Raw genomic sequence first — 17,219 nt, forward strand, 5'->3', positions numbered from 1 at the left:
GGGAGGGTGAGGCGGGTTCGGGAGGGGTGTTCGCGGCTTCACCGCTCAACCGACTCCATCGGTTCGGCCACGCGAGCAAGCTCGCCCGGCGCTCACCTCAGTCGTCGGTAGGCTGGCCGGGTGACCATGGAAATCGAGATCGGCCGCGCCAAGCGCGCCCGCCGCGTCTACGCGTTCGACGACGTGGCAGTGGTGCCGAGCCGCCGCACCCGTGACCCGGAAGACGTCTCGACCTCCTGGTCGATCGACGCCTACACGTTCGACGTGCCCATTCTCGCGGCGCCGATGGACTCCGTCGTCTCGCCGTCGACCGCGATCATGATGGGACGGCTCGGCGGCCTCGGCGTGCTCGACCTCGAGGGCGTGTGGACCCGCTATGACGACCCGGAGCCGGTGCTGGCGGAGATCCGGTCGCTGCCCAGCGAGCAGGCCACCGAACGGATGCAGCAGATCTACGCCGAGCCGATCAAGGCGGAACTGATCCGCGACCGCCTCGCTGAGATCCGTGCTGAGGGGGTCACGGTCGCGGGATCCCTGTCGCCGCAGCGCACCCAGGAGTTCTACCAGACGGTCGTCGACGCAGGCGTCGACCTCTTCGTCATCCGCGGCACCACGGTGTCGGCCGAGCACGTCTCCAAGAACGTCGAGCCGCTCAACCTCAAGAAGTTCATCTACGAACTCGACGTGCCGGTCATCGTGGGCGGCGCCGCCACCTACACCGCCGCCCTGCACCTCATGCGCACCGGCGCGGCCGGCGTGCTCGTCGGGTTCGGTGGAGGCGCGGCATCCACGACCAGGGCGACCCTCGGCATCCATGCCCCCATGGCCACTGCCGTAGCCGACGTGGCAGGTGCTCGTCGCGACTACCTCGACGAGTCGGGCGGACGCTACGTGCACGTCATCGCCGACGGCGGCCTCGGCTCGTCAGGTGATGTGGTCAAGGCCATCGCCTGCGGAGCGGATGCCGTCATGCTCGGCACCACGCTCGCTCGCGCCACCGACGCCCCTGGCGGTGGCTGGCACTGGGGCGCCGAGTCGCACCATCCGCAGCTGCCGCGCGGGCACCGCGTGCAGGTCGCGCAGACCGGCACCCTGGAGGAGATCCTGTACGGACCGGCTCGGGTTGCCGACGGCACCGCCAACCTGGTCGGGGCGCTGCGCCGCTCGATGGCCACCACCGGGTACTCCGACCTCAAGGAGTTCCAGCGCGTCGAGGTCGTCGTGGCCCCCTACCTATCTCACTGAAGGCGCCATGAGCTCGCGAGCACACATCGAACACTCGGCACAGCTGGGCCCGAAGCAACGCGCCGACGCCATCGAGTCGATGCGCTCTGACGAGCTCGACGTGCTCGTCATCGGCGGCGGCATCGTCGGCACAGGGGCGGCACTCGACGCAGTCACCCGCGGACTCACCGTCGGCCTCGTCGAGCAGCGGGACTGGGCATCCGGCACCTCCAGCCGCTCGTCGAAGCTGGTGCACGGCGGCATCCGCTACCTGGAGCAGCTCGACTTCCGGCTCGTGCGCGAAGCGCTCATCGAGCGGGGTCTGCTGCTGCAGCAGCTCGCCCCCCACCTCGTGAAGCCCGTGCGATTCCTCTACCCGCTGCGGCGACCGCTCATCGAGCGCTTCTACATCGGCGCCGGCATGCTGCTCTACGACCTGTTCAGCTACACGGGCCTGCGCCCGCCCGGTGTGCCGCACCACAGGCACCTGACCCGCACACAGGTGCGAAAGCTGTCGCCTTCGCTGGCGACGGATGCCTACGTCGGCGGCATCACGTACTACGACGCGCAGGTCGACGACGCGCGTTACACGGCATCCGTGGCCCGCACCGCCGCGCACTACGGCGCGCACGTTGCGAACCGGGTGCGAGTCGAAGGATTCCTCAAGGTCGGGGAACGCGTCGTCGGGGTGCGCGCAAGGGACCGCGAGACCGGCGAGGTCTTCGAGATCCGCGCCAAGCAGGTGGTCAACGCCACCGGCGTCTGGACCGACGACACCCAGTCGATGGTGGGGGAGCGCGGCAAGTTCAAGGTGCGCGCATCCAAGGGCATCCACCTCGTCGTGCCGCGCGACCGCTTCCAATCCGCGGCCGGCCTGCTGCTGCGCACCGAGAAGAGCGTGCTGTTCGTCATCCCGTGGGGCAGGCACTGGCTCGTGGGCACCACCGACACCGACTGGCAGCTCGACAAGGCGCACCCGGCCGCCACCGCGGCCGACATCGACTACCTGCTGGAGCACGTGAACCAGGTGCTGACCATTCCGCTCACCCGCGAAGACGTCGAGGGCGTCTACGCGGGACTGCGGCCCCTGCTGGCGGGCGAGTCGGACGAGACGTCCCAGCTCTCGCGCGAGCACATCGTCGCGCACGCCGTGCCGGGGCTCGTCGTGATCGCCGGCGGAAAATGGACCACATACCGTGTCATGGCGAAGGATGCCATCGACGCGGCAGCGAGCGCCCTCGACGGCAAGGTGCCGGCATCCGCCACGTCGGAGATCCCGCTGGTCGGCGCGGTCGGATACCGGGCCGCGTGGAACCGCAGGTCGCGGATCGCGCGCAAGTCGGGCATCCACGTCACCCGGGTCGAGCACCTGCTGAACCGCTACGGCACGCTCGCGCAGGAGGTGCTCGACCTCATCGCCGCGCGTCCTGAGCTTGCCGAGCCGCTGCCAGGAGCCGATGACTATCTTGGCGCCGAGGTCGTCTATGCGGCGTCGCACGAGGGAGCACTGCACGTGGACGACGTGCTCGCCCGGCGCACCCGCATCTCGATCGAGGCGTGGGACCGCGGCGTCTCCGCCGCTCCGGTCACCGCACGCCTGATGGGTGCGGAACTCGGCTGGGACGAGGAGCGCATCGAGCGCGAGATCGCGTACTACCTGCGCCGCGTCGCCGCCGAGCGCGCGTCGCAGGAGCAACCGGACGACGCCTCCGCCGACCGCGTGCGCCTGGAGGCGCCCGACCTCGGCTGAAGGCACCTGGCGCGTTCTCCCACAGCGCAGGGCGGTCCGCGACCCACTAACTAGACTTGCAATCACGCAAATGCACGGGAGTCCTTGACGATGGTTGATGTTCGACGAGTGAAGCTTCCCGGGGTCGGTGTGCTGCACACCTTCGTGACCGATGACGGCGGCAAAGTCGGAGTCATCGCGCACCGCTCCGGACACTCGGATCTGATCACCTTCTCCGACGACCAGGACGCGACGAACGTCACCAAGGTGTCGCTGCGCCTGAACGAAGACGAGGCGCACACCCTCGCCGAACTGCTCGGCGGCACCCAGATCACCGAGTCGCTGACGGCGCTCGACCAGATCCCCGGTCTCTCCATCGACTGGTTCACGGTCGACTACGAGGACTACATCGCCGGGCAGCGGCTGGGCAGCCCCGCCGAGGTCGGCATGGTCGGCCTCACCGTGGTCGCCGTCGTGCGCGGGGACTCCACGAACCCGGCGCCCGCCGCCGACTTCAAAGTGTTCCCCGGAGATACCCTCGTGGTCGCGGGATCCCCGGAGAAGGTCGCCAAGGCGTTCACGTTCTTCCGCACCGGAGAGGTGGCCAAGCCGGCTCTCGCTGACGCTCCGCCCGGAGTGTGATCGTGGCCGTCGCCGCCGTGCCCGCGTTCCTCTCCTCCCTCGGTGACGACATCGTCACTCGCGTCGCCGCGCACGGGCATCCGGATGCCCACCCCGCCTCCGTGCTCACGGCTCGCGCGCCGCACGCGACCGACTCCGTGGCGACCGACCTCATGGTGCTCGGCGCCCTGTTCGTGATCGCGTACGGGCTCGGGCGCCTCGGCAAGCTGATCAGGCTTCCGGCCATCCCGATCTACATGATCGTGGGCCTCTTGGCCAGCCCGCACACCGGCTTCTTCCCGCTCAACTTCGACACCGCCGACATCGGGCTGATCGCCGTCTTCGGCCTGATCCTGCTGCTGTTCAATCTCGGTCTCGAGTTCGACCAGGACGAGTTCTTCGGCAACGCCGGCCGGCTGCTCATCTCCGGCGGCACCTACATCGTTCTGAACATGGGCGTCGGCTTCCTGTTCGGCGAACTGGTCGGCTGGGGAACCCGCGAGGCGCTGATCATCGCCGGCATGGTGGGTACCTCCTCGAGCGCGATCATCACGAAGATGCTGATCGAACTCGGGCGCCTGGCGAACAACGAGACCCCGGCCATCCTGGGGGCGACGGTCATCGGTGACGTGTTCATCGCCGTCTACCTGGCGATCGTCTCCGTCGTGCTCAGCGGCCAGACGCAGTTCTGGCCGGTTGTGCTGCAACTGGCGATAGCCGCCGCGTTCCTCGTCGCCATGTTCACCGTCGCGCGATGGGGCGGGCGCATCGTCTCGCGGTTCTTCCGAACGCGAGACGACGAGCTGTTCACGATCCTGTTCTTCGGGCTGGCCCTTCTCTTCGCCGGCATCGGCGAGCTGATCGGGGTGACGGATGCGATCGGCGCGTTCCTGATCGGTCTCGTGCTCGGCGCGACGCGCTTCTCCGGCAAGGTCGAGCGCATCTCCATACCGCTGCGCGACGTGTTCGCCGCGTTCTTCTTTCTCAACTTCGGCCTCGCGCTGAACATCGCCGAGTTCGGCAGCGTGGCCTGGATCGTGCTCATCGCCATCGTGATGACGGTGGCGCTGAACGTTCTCTCCGGCGAGCTCATCGCCTACTTCAACCGGCTGGATGCCCGTGCCGGGCTGAACATCGCCGCCGTGCTCATGAACAGGGGCGAGTTCACCCTGATCCTCGCGACGCTTTCCCTGGCGGCAGGGCTGAACCAGAAACTGGAGCCGTTCGCCGGTCTCTACGTGCTGATCATGGCCATCCTCGGTCCGGTGCTCACAGCCAACTCTGAGAGGATCGGTGTTGCACTGATCCGGCCGCGTCGAAGAACGGCCGTGAAACAGCGCGATCCCGTTCTCGACGAGGAGATCGACCTCGTCGATGCCGTCAGCCGCGGGCAGGAGCCCGCCGCGGACGACACCGACGCGGAGCCGAGCCGCGCGGATCTCGATCGCGTGATCGAGCAGGCCATGCGGCAGACGAACAACGACGACACACGAAAGCAGAACTGACATCTCCGGTGACACCCGACCGGCGACCGGCCTATCCATGAACAAGCCGGTTCCGCCGAGAACCGAGTCGCTCGGCCGCACGATGGTGCGCCCGAAGTGGATCGCGGCGCTCGTGCTGGCTCTCGCGATCGCGGCCGCCTTCGCGTGGCTCGGGCAGTGGCAGCTGGAACGCGCGGTGCAGTCGGGGCACGTCGTCGAGCATCCGACCGAGACGGTGATGCCGCTGAACAAGGTCGCGACCGTGAACTCGCCGCCGACGGATGCCGGCATCGGCCAGCTCGTGCGCACGCGCGGCACGTTCGCACAGCAGGACTACGGGATGCTCGCCGGACGGTTGAACAACGGAACCGCCGGCTACTGGGTCATCGCCCGGTTCACCCCCTCGGCGGATGACGTCAAGGGCCGTACCGCGCAGCTCGCGGTGGCGCGCGGCTGGGCGCCCACCGAGCAGGAGGCGAAAGCGGCGATCGCACGCCTGAAGGCGCAGGATCCCGCGACGGTCACGCTCGTCGGACGCCTGCTGCCATCGGAGGCGCCGGAAGCGCCGAAAGAGAACACCGACCCGTTCATCATGAAAGACATGTCGGTCGCCGCGCTCGTCAACCTGTGGCACGGCATCGGCGACTCCGACATCTACAGCTCCTACGTCGTCGAGCACGGCACACCGCCGGCCGGCCTCACCGCGATCTACTCGCCGCCACCGATCGAGCAGGAGACGGTCAACTGGCTGAACATCTTCTACGCGGCCGAGTGGGCGATCTTCGCCGGATTCGCGATCTTCCTCTGGTACCGGCTCGTGAAGGATGCCTGGGAGAAGCAGCGCGAAGACGACGAGGCAGCGTACGAGGAGGCGCTCGCCGCGTGGTCGGGCGCCGCCGGTGAGCCCGCTCCCAGCCAGCCGTCAACCGACCAGAACTTAGACTGAACTCATGCCGAACTCCCCCCAGAACGAGGACGGCGGAAGCCTCCTCAAACGCACGATCGAGCAGCTGCGATCGGCGAACTCGGCCCGGCCCCGCGCGGTGGACATCCCGAAGATCCCCGGCGCCCTGACGTTCTACCGCGTGACCGCATACATCACCGGAATCATGCTGCTGCTCCTGGTGGCGGAGATGATCCTCAAGTACGGCATCGGGTACTCGGTGTACGCGTTCGCGCCGGGACATCCGGTGCTCGCGCTCGTGCCGTATAACCCCGCAGGCGGCGAACTGCCCGGACTCGACGTCTCCACGGCGATCCTCATCGCGCACGGATGGCTGTACGTGCTCTACCTCATCGCCGACTTCCGGCTGTGGTCGCTGATGCGCATGTCGTTCACGAAGTTCGTGCAGATCGCTCTCGGCGGCGTCGTGCCGTTCATGTCGTTCATCGTCGAGCACTTCATCACTCGGCAGGTGCATCGATTCCTCGCCGAGAACCCCGTCAAGTCCAAGGCAGCATCGAGCACCGTTGAGGCATCCCAGTAGCGCGCTGGAGCCAAAAGCGGAGGCCGCTTCTGGCCACCGCCGCGCCGACCGCCGTCTCGACGGTCGGGTATCACGAAAGAGGCATGAATGACCGTTGATGATGACGATGCGGCCGTTGGCGAGCATCCCGTGCTTGTCGTCGACTTCGGGGCGCAGTATGCGCAGCTGATCGCGCGGCGCGTGCGGGAGGCATCCGTCTACTCCGAGATCGTGCCGCACACGATCACGGCCGAGGAGGTCGCGGCGAAGCATCCGGCAGGCATCGTGCTCTCCGGCGGTCCGTCGAGCGTGTACGAAGACGGGGCGCCGAGCTTCGACCCGGCCATCTTCGAGCTCGGGGTGCCGACGCTCGGCATCTGCTACGGCTTTCAGGTGATGGCGTCGGCACTCGGGGGCGAGGTGTCGAAGACGGGCGCGCGCGAGTACGGCTCGACCGACGTGCGGGTGACCGATGCCGGCACGCTGCTGGCCGATCAGCCGGCGCAGCAGACGGCGTGGATGAGCCACGGCGATTCCGTGACGAAGGCGCCGGCGGGATTCGAGGTGCTCGCCTCGACCGACTCCACGCCCGTCGCGGCGTTCGCCAGCGACGAGCGGCGGCTCTACGGCGTGCAGTGGCACCCGGAGGTGAAGCACTCCGCACACGGGCAGGCTGTGCTGGAGAACTTTCTGCACCGCGCAGCGGGCATCCCGGCCGAGTGGAACAGCGAGAACGTCATCGAGGCGCAGGTGAGGGCGATCCGCGAGCAGGTTGGCAACGGCCGCGTGCTCTCGGCGCTCTCCGGCGGTGTGGACTCCGCGGTGTCGACCGCGCTCGTGCACAAGGCGGTCGGCGACCAGCTCACCGCGGTGTTCGTGGACCACGGCCTGCTCCGTGAGGGGGAGCGCGAGCAGGTCGAGAAGGACTACGTCGCCTCGACCGGCGTCCGCCTCATCACGGTCGACGCTGCCGACACGTTCCTGAACGCGCTGGCGGGTGTGAGCGACCCGGAGGAGAAGCGCAAGATCATCGGCCGCGAGTTCATCCGCGCGTTCGAGAAGGTGCAGCGCGAACTGGTCGAGACGGCGAAGGCGGCGGGAGACCCCATCCGCTTCCTCGTGCAGGGCACGCTCTACCCCGACGTGGTGGAGTCCGGCGGTGGCACAGGCACCGCGAACATCAAGAGCCACCACAACGTCGGCGGCCTCCCCGAAGACCTGCAGTTCGAGCTCGTCGAGCCGCTGCGCACCCTGTTCAAAGACGAGGTGCGCGCCGTCGGCCGTGAGCTGGGCCTGCCGGAGGAGATCGTCTCGCGGCAGCCGTTCCCCGGCCCCGGGCTGGGCATCCGCATCGTGGGCGAGGTGACACGCGACAGGCTCGACCTGCTGCGCAAAGCGGATGCCATCGTGCGGCACGAACTCACCGCCGCCGGTCTCGACGGCGAGATCTGGCAGTGCCCCGTCGTGCTGCTGGCCGACGTGCGCTCGGTGGGCGTGCAGGGCGACGGACGCACATACGGGCATCCGATCGTGCTGCGTCCGGTCAGCTCGGAGGATGCCATGACCGCCGACTGGACGCGCCTGCCGTACGACGTGCTGGCGCGCATCTCGAACCGCATCACGAACGAGGTCGAGGGCGTGAACCGGGTGGCGCTCGACGTCACCTCGAAGCCCCCGGCCACGATCGAGTGGGAGTGATGGCGCAGGGAGCGGAATCTCGCGAGCAACCATTGAGCTGACCAGCCATCCCGGACCGACGCGGATTCCCGGTGGGTGGTGTTCCGATGGCACCCTGCGTGGCAGGGTTGCCACCGGATCGCATGAGGAAAGCTCATGCCAGTGAGCTGCCTGTGTGAATTCGATGATCTCGGTCAAGTGCAGCGAGCGTAGCGTGGGAATGATGACCGGCGACGATGCCGGCCACTGAGGAGATTGGACATGTCCACACCGCAAGCGCATCGCGCATTCGTTCCTCCGGAACCCGCGACCGAGTCAGCGCCCCGACCGTTGCACGTTCCATTCGGCGATCCCGCGGGTCTCGGCCTCGCCGGCTTCGGGATGACCACCTTCGTACTCAGCGTCGTGAACGCGGGCTGGGTGCCCGCGGATACCGGAGGAGTGGTCCTCGGCCTCGCCCTGTTCTATGGCGGCGCCATCCAGGCGATCGCCGGCATCTGGGAGTTCGCGAACCACAACACGTTCGGTGCCGTGGCGTTCTGCTCATACGGAGCGTTCTGGATGTCGTTCTGGTATCTGAACACGGCCACGAAGCTGGGTTCCGACGCTTCCAAGGGCATCGGCCTGTACCTGCTCGCCTGGGCGATCTTCACCTGCTACATGACGATCGCGTCGTTCCGGACGAACCTCTTCGTGTTCCTCGTGTTCGTCGTGCTGACGCTCACCTACATCGCCCTCGTGCTGGGCGCCTGGGTCGGGGCGAGCCCGTGGAACTACATCGGCGGGTACCTCGGAGTACTCACCGCGCTGCTCGCCTGGTACACGTCGTTCGCGACCGTCACCAACTTCACGTACAAGCGCACGGTGCTCCCACTCGTGCCGATGTCGAAGGGATGACGCGATGACGGACACGCAAGAACCCACCATCGCCAACCTGCTGCGCGAGAACCGGCGGTTCGAACCCTCGCCGAAGTTCGCGGAGCAGGCGAACGTGAAACAGGATGCCTACGCCGAAGCGGATGCCGACCGGCTCGCCTTCTGGGACCGTGCGGCGGACCGCTTGGACTGGGAGACTCACTGGGACCAGACGCTCGATTGGTCGAACCCGCCTTTCGCGAAGTGGTTCGTGGGCGGCAGGCTGAACGTGGCCGTGAACTGCCTCGACCGTCATGTCGCCGCCGGACTCGGCGACCGCGTTGCGTACTACTTCGAGGGGGACCGTGGCGACACCCGGACGATCACCTACCGGGAGCTCACCGACATGGTCTGCCAGGCGGCGAACGCCCTGACCGAGCTCGGCGTGAATACCGGCGATCGCGTCGCCATCTACATGCCGATGATCCCGGAGACCGTCGTGGCGATGCTCGCCTGCGCTCGCCTCGGCGCTCCGCACACCGTGGTGTTCGGCGGGTTCTCGGCCGAATCGCTGCGCAGCCGCATCGAGGACTGCCAGGCCCGCGTCGTGATCACGGCCGACGGTGCGTATCGCAAGGGCAACGCGGTACCGCTCAAACCCGCGGTGGATCAGGCGATCGCCGACGGTGCGGATGTCGACACCGTGCTCGTCGTGAAGCGCACCGGCTCCGATGTCGACTGGGTAGACGGCCGAGACGTGTGGTGGCACGACACGGTGGAGCAGGCATCCACCGAGCACGAGCCGGAGTACTTCGACTCGGAGCATCCGCTCTACGTGATGTACACGTCGGGCACGACAGGCAAGCCGAAGGGCATCCTGCACACCTCGGGCGGTTACCTCGTCGGATGCTCGTACACGCAGTGGGCCGTGTTCGACCTCAAGGCCGACCGGGACGTGTACTGGACCGCGGCCGACATCGGCTGGGTCACCGGCCACAGCTACATCGTCTACGGACCGCTCGCGAACGGCACGACGTCGGTGATGTACGAGGGCACGCCGGACTCTCCGCACCAGGGTCGCTGGTGGGAGATCATCGACAAGTACAAGGTGACGCAGCTGTATTGCGCGCCCACGGCCATCCGCACGCTCATGAAGTGGGGTGCACAGATCCCGGCGAAGTACGACCTGTCGAGCCTGAAGCTGATCGGGTCGGTCGGTGAGCCCATCAACCCTGAGGCGTACGTCTGGTACCGGCACAACATCGGACACGACCGCACGCCGGTCGTCGACACCTGGTGGCAGACCGAGACCGGTTCGATCATGGTCAGTGCGCTGCCCGGCGTGACAGCGGGCAAGCCGGGCGCGGCAATGCGTGCGCTGCCCGGCATCTCGGTGGATGTCTACAGTGAAGCGGGCGAACCGGTCGCCAACGGAGAGGGTGGCTACATCGTCGTCACCGAGCCGTGGCCAAGCATGCTGCGCACGATCTGGGGCGACGACGAGCGGTATGTGAGCACGTACTGGTCGCGGTTCCCTGGCGTGTACTTCGCCGGCGACGGCGCCAAGAAGGACGAGGACGGCGACCTGTGGCTGCTCGGCCGCGTGGACGACGTCATGAACGTCTCGGGTCATCGCCTCTCCACGACGGAGATCGAGTCGGCTCTGGTCTCGCATCAGAAGGTGGCAGAGGCGGCCGTCGTGGGAGCGACCGACGAGGTGACCGGGCAGGGGATCGTGGCGTTCGTCATCCTCCGGGCCGAAGCCGGCGACGGCGGCGAGGATGTCGTCGCCGAGCTGCGCGAGCACGTCGCCGTGCAGATCGGCAAGCTCGCCAGGCCGCGTCAGATCATGGTCGTCGCGGAGCTGCCGAAGACGCGCAGCGGGAAGATCATGCGACGGCTGCTGCGCGATGTGGCCGAGAACCGTCCCATCGGCGACGTCACCACGCTGGCGGACTCGACGGTGATGGATGCAATCGCTGCGGGCATGGCGGGCGGCGCCCACGACGACTGAGCGCCTGCCCGCTTGCTCGGCCTGTCGAACGCACCCGGTAACGAAGGAGCCCCGCCCGGTCGGACCCGGGCGGGGCTCCTTCGTGAGGCTTCGGCTAGTTGCGCCCGCCGCCGCCCGCGATGATCGCGAACAGACGCAGGAACTCGACATACAGCCAGATCAGCGTGACGGCGAGGCCGAACGCGCCGTACCAGCCCATCACCCGCGGTGCCCGGTTCTTCACGCCGTTCTGGATGAAGTCGAAGTCGAGCACGAGCGAGTAGGCGGCGAGGATCACGGCGAAGACACCGATCAGAACGCCGAGCGGAATGTTGAACAACCACGGCACGTGCATGGAGTAGATGCCGAACGGGCCACCCGTGGTGGCCTGGCTGAATCCGCCGAACATCATCACCACGAGGTTCACCGCACCGAACACGGCGTAGCCGATCAGGGCGACGAGGAACACCTTCGTCGCACGAGCGGATGCGCGAACCTTGCCGCTGGCGAACAGCACGAGCGTCACCGCGAACACGGCCAGCGTCGCGAGGATCGCCTGAATGACGACGCCATTCCAGAGCTGCTCGAAGATGGCCGAGATGCCGCCGATGAAGAGGCCCTGGGCAGCGCCGTACGACAGGATGAGCGCAGGCGATGGCTTGCGCTTGAAGGAGTTGACGAGCCCCAGCACGAGACCGACGATGGCGCCGGGGAAGGTCAGCACGGGGAAGAACCAGCCCACCACGGCGGTGGCGAGGATCACCGCGAAGAGCAGCACCGTCTTGACGATGGTGTCTTCGTAGGTCATACGGCCGGTGTCGGCCGACGTCGCAGCCGGGGCCTCGTACAGCGACTGGATGCCCTCGGCCGTGGCGAGCGCATTCGTGTCGGTCGCCGTCGTGGCACCTGCCGCGGGATTGTTCGGCTTGAAGGCCGGATTGCGCGAGAACGCGGGGTTCGAGAGAGCCATGATGAAACGTTACCGAAGATCGGTCATGTTCGGGCTGAGGTTCTGCTGTGCAGATCGCTGCTCAACCCACTCGTTATCGTGAGGCCATGACCTCTGCGCCCCTCATCATCGGCCATCGAGGCGCTTCTGCATACCGCCCGGAGCATACGAGCGCAGCATACGAGCTGGCGTTCGCACTCGGTGCGGATGCCGTGGAGCCCGACGTCGTGGCGACGAAGGACGGTGTTCTGGTGCTGCGGCACGAGAACGAGATCTCCACGACCACTGATGTCGCATCCCGTCACGAGTTCGAGCACCTCCGTACGACCAAGGTCGTCGACGACGTGACGCGCACTGGATGGTTCACGGAAGACTTCACGTGGGAGCAATTGTCGACACTGCACTGCGTCGAGCGGCTGCCGGAGGTGCGTCAGGCGAGCTCAACCTTCGACGGGCGTTATCCGCTGATGCGGCTCTCCGACCTGTTCGAACTCGTCGACCGGTGCTCAGAGCGGGCGGACCGTGAGCTCGGGCTCGTCGTCGAACTCAAGCACGCCACCTACTTCGAGCAGCTCGGCCTGCCCTTGGACGACCTGTTCTCGGCGGCGGTTCGTGAGGCGGCGTGGAACTACTCGCACGGGCGGCTCGTGGTCGAGTCGTTCGAGCGAACGGTGCTCGCGCAGGTGCGCAGGCGAGGCATCCGCGGCAGGTCGGTGTATCTCGTCGAGGCAGGCGGTGCCCCGTATGATGCGGTCGCCCGAGACGGCGCGGCAGCCCGCGAGTATGCGCAGGAGATCGACGAGGCGGGGTTGTACGAGCTGGCCGGCGCCAGTGGCGACGGCGCGATCGACGGCATCAGCGTGGATAAGACGCTGTTGCTGGATGCCGCGGGTGACGGCATCACGGACCTCGTGGATCGCGCGCATGGCGCGGGCCTCCAGATCTACGTGTGGACGATGCGGGCAGAGAACCGCTTCCTCGCCGAACCGTTCCGCCGCGGCGAAGCCGCCGAGCACTACGGCGACTGGGCCGGCGAGTTCGAGCTGATCATGTCGACAGGCGTGGACGGGGTGTTCGCCGATCAGCCGGACCTCGCAGCGCTCGCCCGCGACGCCTTGGGATGATCGGCTTGATCGGGCCGCGTCGCCGTTCGCGCGGGGCATCCACTGTCGGTCGCCGCGCATATCCTTGACGCAGCATGACGAGCCCTTCCGACACCCCTGTTCTCGATGACGCCACGCGCGACCCCGAAGCGTTCCGGGCATCCGCTCCGATCATTCTCGACGGGGTGGATGTCGGCATGGACGAGCGCTCGTTCCGGCCGCACGTGGGCGGGAATTCGCTGCTGGACGGCCTCAACCCACAGCAGCGCGAGGCGGTCGAATACCGCGGTCAGGCGCTTCTGATCGTCGCCGGCGCAGGCTCCGGGAAGACGCGGGTGCTGACGCACCGCATCGCGAACCTGCTGGCGAACCGGGAGGCGTGGCCCAGCCAGATCTTGGCGATCACCTTCACGAACAAGGCCGCAGCCGAGATGCGGGAGCGCGTCGAAGCGCTCGTTGGTGAGAGCGCGAAGGGCATGTGGATCTCCACGTTCCACTCCGCGTGCGTTCGCATTCTGCGGCGCGAGGCCGAGCACTTCGGTTACAACCGCAACTTCACGATCTACGACGCCGGCGACTCGAAGGCCCTGCTGAAGCGCATCATCAAGGAGCTCGAGGCCGACACGTTCGGGTTCACACCGGGCAGTGCTGCAGCCCGCATCTCGAAGTTGAAGAACGAGCTGTCGGACGTCGACTCGTTCGCCCGCACCGCGAATCGGTCGGATCCGAAGGAGGCGATGTTCCTCGAGATCTTCCGGCAGTACAGCCGCGATCTGGAACGGGCGAACGCCTTCGACTTCGACGACCTGATCGGCCAGACCGTGTATCTGTTCCGTGCCTTTCCGCACGTGGCGGCGCTGTATCAGCGACGGTTCCGGCACATCCTCGTCGACGAGTACCAGGACACGAACCACGCGCAGTACGAGCTGATCCACACGCTCACGCAGCCGATCGAACCGGAGGAGGTGGCGTCGCTCGAGGCGAAGGACTTCACCATGCGCGGACTGGTGGATGCCACCGGCCGGGTACCGGGAGCGTCGCTGACGGTGGTGGGTGACTCGGATCAGTCGATCTACGCGTTCCGGGGTGCGGACATCCGCAACATCTCGGAGTTCGAGCGCGACTTCCCGGGCGCCAAGGTGGTGCTGCTGGAGCAGAACTACCGGTCGACCCAGAACATCCTGTCCGCAGCCAACTCGGTGATCGCCAACAACTTCGACCGCAAAGACAAGAAGCTGTGGTCTGCGGGCGGTGACGGCGAGAGGATCGTCGGCTACACCGGCTACTCCGGGCACGACGAGGCACAGTTCGTGGCCGACGAGATCGAGAAGCTGCACTCGGCGGGCGTTCCCTACAACGAGATCGCGGTCTTCTATCGCACGAACTCGCAGACGCGTGCGCTGGAGGAGATCTTCATCCGCTCGGCGCTTCCGTACCGCATCATGGGCGGCACGAAGTTCTACGAGCGAGCCGAGATCAAGGATGCGATGGCCTACCTCATCGCCGTCGCGAACCCGTCCGACGAGATGGCGCTGCGCCGCATCCTGAACACGCCCAAGCGCGGAATCGGGCCGGCCACCGAGACACAGCTGGCCGGATACGCGGAGGCGAACGGTTTCAGCTTCCGGCAGGCGATGCGCGATGCCGGGTCTCTCGGGCTTGGTCCCAAGGTGACGAAGGCGATCGTCGACCTGGCGACGTTGCTCGACGAGGGCGCCGTGATGATCGACCCGGATGCTGCCGGCGGCCCCGCGAAGGTGAGCGACGTGCTCGTGCATCTCATCAAGGGATCCGGGCTGGTGGATGCCTTGAGGGCGAGCCGCGATCCGCAGAACGAGGCGCGTGCTGAGAACGTCGAGGAGCTTGTCGCGGTCACGAAGGAGTTCGAGCGCAACAACCCCGAGGGCGGCCTCGTCGAGTTCCTCACCGAAGTGTCGCTGGTCGCGGCAGCGGATGAGATCGACGACGCCAGCGGAACGGTGTCGCTCATGACGTTGCACACGGCAAAGGGCCTGGAGTATGACGCCGTGTTCATCACGGGTGTCGAGGAGGAGCTGCTGCCGCACCGCATGTCGGCGAACGAGCCCGGCGGCCCTGCAGAGGAGCGCCGTCTGTTCTACGTGGGCATCACGCGAGCACGCAAGCGCCTCTATCTCTCCCTTGCGATGACCCGCGCTCAGTTCGGGGATGTCGCTGTGGCTCTGCCGAGCCGGTACCTGCAGGAGATCCCTGCCGAGCTGATCGACTGGAAGCAGTCCCCAGGGTTCGCGAACTCGCGTGGCGGCACGCAGTCGCGTGCTTTGAATGCGCGGCGACCGGAGCGGGGACAGGACCGCGGCCTGACCGGCGCTGGCGGCTCGTTCGGCGCCAAGCCGGAGATCCCGGCGAGCGCGTGGCCGAACCGGGTCACGGCTCAGGTGCGCGACAACGGCGACCTCACCCTCGAGCCGGGCGATCGCATCCGTCACGTTGACTTCGGCGACGGGCGCGTCACCGCTGTCACCGGCGAGGGCACGAAACGGGTGGCCCACGTGCAGTTCGACAAGGCGGGGGCGAAGAAGCTGCTGATCAAGATCGCCCCGATCGAGAAGCTCTGACCGCGTAGTCCCGATCGCGAGCACTTCGCGAGGTGCGGCGCGCCCAGCGTGCGCAGAGGGCGGAGACGCCGAACAACAGCCCGGAGATCGCCGCGAGTGCCGCAGCGGTGCGAGCGGGGCCGTCCATCGCTCCCGTCTCGGCGAGCCGGTCGACGTCGGCCGAGGGCTGGGCGGGTGGGGCACTGACCATGACCGTCTCCGTCGCCTCACCGAACCGGGAGGTCCACGCGCGAACGCGCGATCGCCCGTGCTCCGACGCCGTGTCGTCCGGTGAGATCGTCTCGACCCAGACGAAGTACCCGGCACTCGGAAGCGTGCACGACGGCGTCGAGTACTCGCCCGGCCCGTGGTCCACCACTGTCGTAACCTCGCACACGGGAGCAGCATCCGCCGGCGTCTGGTCCGATGCCGCCGGAGGAGTGGAGAACGGACCCAGCAGTCGACTCCGCACGGTCACCGGGATCGGAGTGTACGGTCCGCCGTCTTCGCCGTAGACGCCCCACTCGGACGTGGATCCCGGTTCGCTGCGTGCGGCGACCTGGAGCACGTCGTGCACGGTCGCGCCGGCCACGGCGACGGTGTCGCTGGCCTTCGTCGCGACCACGGGCTGGAACGGCAGCGACGACGGTCGCTGGGCCGAGGCCTCTGCCCGCGCCGACGCTCGTCCGGGCGACGACGTGAGCACGCTCTGCACACCCGGCTCGGCGCGAGCCACAGTGACGGCTGCGCCGAACGGCAGATCGGTGAACGTGACGGATGCCGAGAGATCGGCCACCGCGCTTCCGGCATCCGGTGTCAGCGGGTAGGCCAACCCGTTGCGCACCCTGTGCTCGTGCGAGCCGTCGGCGAACACCGCGCCCTGAACCGTTGCCACCCCGTCGAGGGTGTCCGGCGTCGCGGTCGCAGACCCGGCCAGATAGTCGACGTCCACCGATGCGACGAGCGAGCTCGCTCCGGCGTCGTCGCTATCGATTGTGACTCTCGCGGTAGCCGATCGCGATGCGCCAGAGGGTGCGGCCAGCTCAGCCAGCATGGCGTTCGAGCGGTCCAGCACCTCGTCCGCTCGAGCCCCGGCCCTCGCGGCGAGCGACTCGACGCTGTGCCCGTTCAGACCGGTGATCGTCCACGTCGCCAGCTGTGCCGCCGCGGCGGTCACCGGATCGTCGGTTCCCGCCCACGTCCGGGAGATGTAGGCCAAGCGGGCACGGTCATCGTCGGAGAACCGGCCGAGTGATACGGCATCCGTGGGCTCGAGGTCGTGCCCGGTCGGTGCCCGGCCACCGAGATCGATGCAGAAGCCGCGCGTGCCGTCGGCCAGCGTCCACGATCCGATCCACCAGCCATCGGCCGACCAGAACCCGATGCCCGTTCCGGTAGCAGGCATGGCACGCGCCGGCGACGGGAGCAAGAGAGCGCCTGCGAGGGCGACGATCGCCACCAGCAGCGCCAGGAGCGCGGAATGCCGGCGGCGATGAGGGTGTGCGTGGTCGTGATGGATGCTGGTCATGCCGGGAACGCTCG

Annotated in this window: 13 protein-coding genes; 11 read left to right on the plus strand and 2 right to left on the minus strand. The window is 67.5% G+C overall.

The window, feature by feature from the left end; genetic code table 11:
- Positions 1-126 precede the first annotated feature (126 nt).
- The 9 genes from ACYVI5_RS01490 (at position 127) to acs (ending at position 11,070) form a co-directional block, all read left to right on the plus strand.
- Entirely contained in the window at positions 127-1,245 is a 1,119-nt protein-coding gene (locus ACYVI5_RS01490) for a GuaB3 family IMP dehydrogenase-related protein (protein WP_460532815.1), read from the plus strand.
- Between the two features lie 7 nt (positions 1,246-1,252).
- A complete protein-coding gene (locus ACYVI5_RS01495; RefSeq protein ID WP_460578687.1) occupies positions 1,253-2,974 on the plus strand; it encodes a glycerol-3-phosphate dehydrogenase/oxidase in 1,722 nt (573 codons plus the stop codon).
- Between the two features lie 108 nt (positions 2,975-3,082).
- Positions 3,083-3,595, plus strand: a complete 513-nt coding sequence (locus tag ACYVI5_RS01500) for a cation:proton antiporter regulatory subunit (RefSeq protein WP_460531897.1) — start codon at positions 3,083-3,085, stop codon at positions 3,593-3,595.
- A 2-nt stretch (positions 3,596-3,597) separates the two neighbouring features.
- Complete coding sequence (locus tag ACYVI5_RS01505) at positions 3,598-5,079, plus strand: cation:proton antiporter (protein ID WP_460578688.1); 1,482 nt, start codon at positions 3,598-3,600, stop codon at positions 5,077-5,079.
- Between the two features lie 37 nt (positions 5,080-5,116).
- Positions 5,117-6,004, plus strand: coding sequence for an SURF1 family protein (locus tag ACYVI5_RS01510; protein WP_460578689.1), 888 nt, complete (start codon positions 5,117-5,119; stop codon positions 6,002-6,004).
- Between the two features lie 4 nt (positions 6,005-6,008).
- On the plus strand, positions 6,009-6,545 hold the full coding sequence (locus ACYVI5_RS01515; RefSeq protein WP_460578690.1) for a DUF3817 domain-containing protein: 537 nt from the start codon (positions 6,009-6,011) through the stop codon (positions 6,543-6,545).
- Between the two features lie 87 nt (positions 6,546-6,632).
- Positions 6,633-8,222, plus strand: a complete 1,590-nt coding sequence (guaA, locus tag ACYVI5_RS01520; protein WP_460578691.1) for a glutamine-hydrolyzing GMP synthase — start codon at positions 6,633-6,635, stop codon at positions 8,220-8,222.
- A gap of 240 nt (positions 8,223-8,462) precedes the next feature.
- On the plus strand, positions 8,463-9,098 hold the full coding sequence (locus tag ACYVI5_RS01525) for an acetate uptake transporter family protein (RefSeq protein WP_460531911.1): 636 nt from the start codon (positions 8,463-8,465) through the stop codon (positions 9,096-9,098).
- Between the two features lie 4 nt (positions 9,099-9,102).
- Positions 9,103-11,070 carry an acetate--CoA ligase gene (gene acs, locus ACYVI5_RS01530; RefSeq protein ID WP_460578692.1) on the plus strand — a complete coding sequence of 656 codons (1,968 nt, stop codon included), beginning with the start codon at positions 9,103-9,105 and terminating at the stop codon, positions 11,068-11,070.
- Between the two features lie 94 nt (positions 11,071-11,164).
- Here acs and ACYVI5_RS01535 read toward each other — a convergent pair whose 3' ends face one another.
- Complete coding sequence (locus ACYVI5_RS01535) at positions 11,165-12,019, minus strand: Bax inhibitor-1/YccA family protein (protein WP_460578693.1); 855 nt, start codon at positions 12,017-12,019, stop codon at positions 11,165-11,167.
- Between the two features lie 86 nt (positions 12,020-12,105).
- Here ACYVI5_RS01535 and ACYVI5_RS01540 point away from each other — a divergent pair, with 86 nt between their 5' ends.
- Together ACYVI5_RS01540 and ACYVI5_RS01545 are read left to right on the plus strand one after the other, a co-directional pair.
- Positions 12,106-13,122: a PI-PLC domain-containing protein gene (locus tag ACYVI5_RS01540; RefSeq protein WP_460578694.1), complete on the plus strand. Its 1,017-nt coding sequence runs from the start codon at positions 12,106-12,108 to the stop codon at positions 13,120-13,122.
- Between the two features lie 74 nt (positions 13,123-13,196).
- Positions 13,197-15,698: an ATP-dependent helicase gene (locus tag ACYVI5_RS01545; protein WP_460578695.1), complete on the plus strand. Its 2,502-nt coding sequence runs from the start codon at positions 13,197-13,199 to the stop codon at positions 15,696-15,698.
- Here the strand turns inward: ACYVI5_RS01545 and ACYVI5_RS01550 are convergent.
- The gene (locus ACYVI5_RS01550; RefSeq protein ID WP_460578696.1) at positions 15,670-17,205 is read right to left on the minus strand and encodes a hypothetical protein; all 1,536 of its coding nucleotides are present in this window, start codon (positions 17,203-17,205) and stop codon (positions 15,670-15,672) included. The genes ACYVI5_RS01545 and ACYVI5_RS01550 overlap by 29 nt on opposite strands.
- Between the last annotated feature and the right edge of the window lie 14 nt (positions 17,206-17,219).

Source organism: Humibacter ginsengisoli (genome assembly GCF_054780095.1).

Coding starts and splice junctions, on each gene's coding strand:
- ACYVI5_RS01490 (WP_460532815.1), top strand. CDS start 127: ATGGAAATCGAGATCGGCCGCGCCAAGCGCGCCCGCCGCGTCTACGCG.
- ACYVI5_RS01495 (WP_460578687.1), top strand. CDS start 1,253: ATGAGCTCGCGAGCACACATCGAACACTCGGCACAGCTGGGCCCGAAG.
- ACYVI5_RS01510 (WP_460578689.1), top strand. CDS start 5,117: ATGAACAAGCCGGTTCCGCCGAGAACCGAGTCGCTCGGCCGCACGATG.
- ACYVI5_RS01515 (WP_460578690.1), top strand. CDS start 6,009: ATGCCGAACTCCCCCCAGAACGAGGACGGCGGAAGCCTCCTCAAACGC.
- guaA (WP_460578691.1), top strand. CDS start 6,633: ATGACCGTTGATGATGACGATGCGGCCGTTGGCGAGCATCCCGTGCTT.
- ACYVI5_RS01525 (WP_460531911.1), top strand. CDS start 8,463: ATGTCCACACCGCAAGCGCATCGCGCATTCGTTCCTCCGGAACCCGCG.
- acs (WP_460578692.1), top strand. CDS start 9,103: ATGACGGACACGCAAGAACCCACCATCGCCAACCTGCTGCGCGAGAAC.
- ACYVI5_RS01535 (WP_460578693.1), bottom strand. CDS start 12,019: ATGGCTCTCTCGAACCCCGCGTTCTCGCGCAATCCGGCCTTCAAGCCG.
- ACYVI5_RS01540 (WP_460578694.1), top strand. CDS start 12,106: ATGACCTCTGCGCCCCTCATCATCGGCCATCGAGGCGCTTCTGCATAC.
- ACYVI5_RS01545 (WP_460578695.1), top strand. CDS start 13,197: ATGACGAGCCCTTCCGACACCCCTGTTCTCGATGACGCCACGCGCGAC.
- ACYVI5_RS01550 (WP_460578696.1), bottom strand. CDS start 17,205: ATGACCAGCATCCATCACGACCACGCACACCCTCATCGCCGCCGGCAT.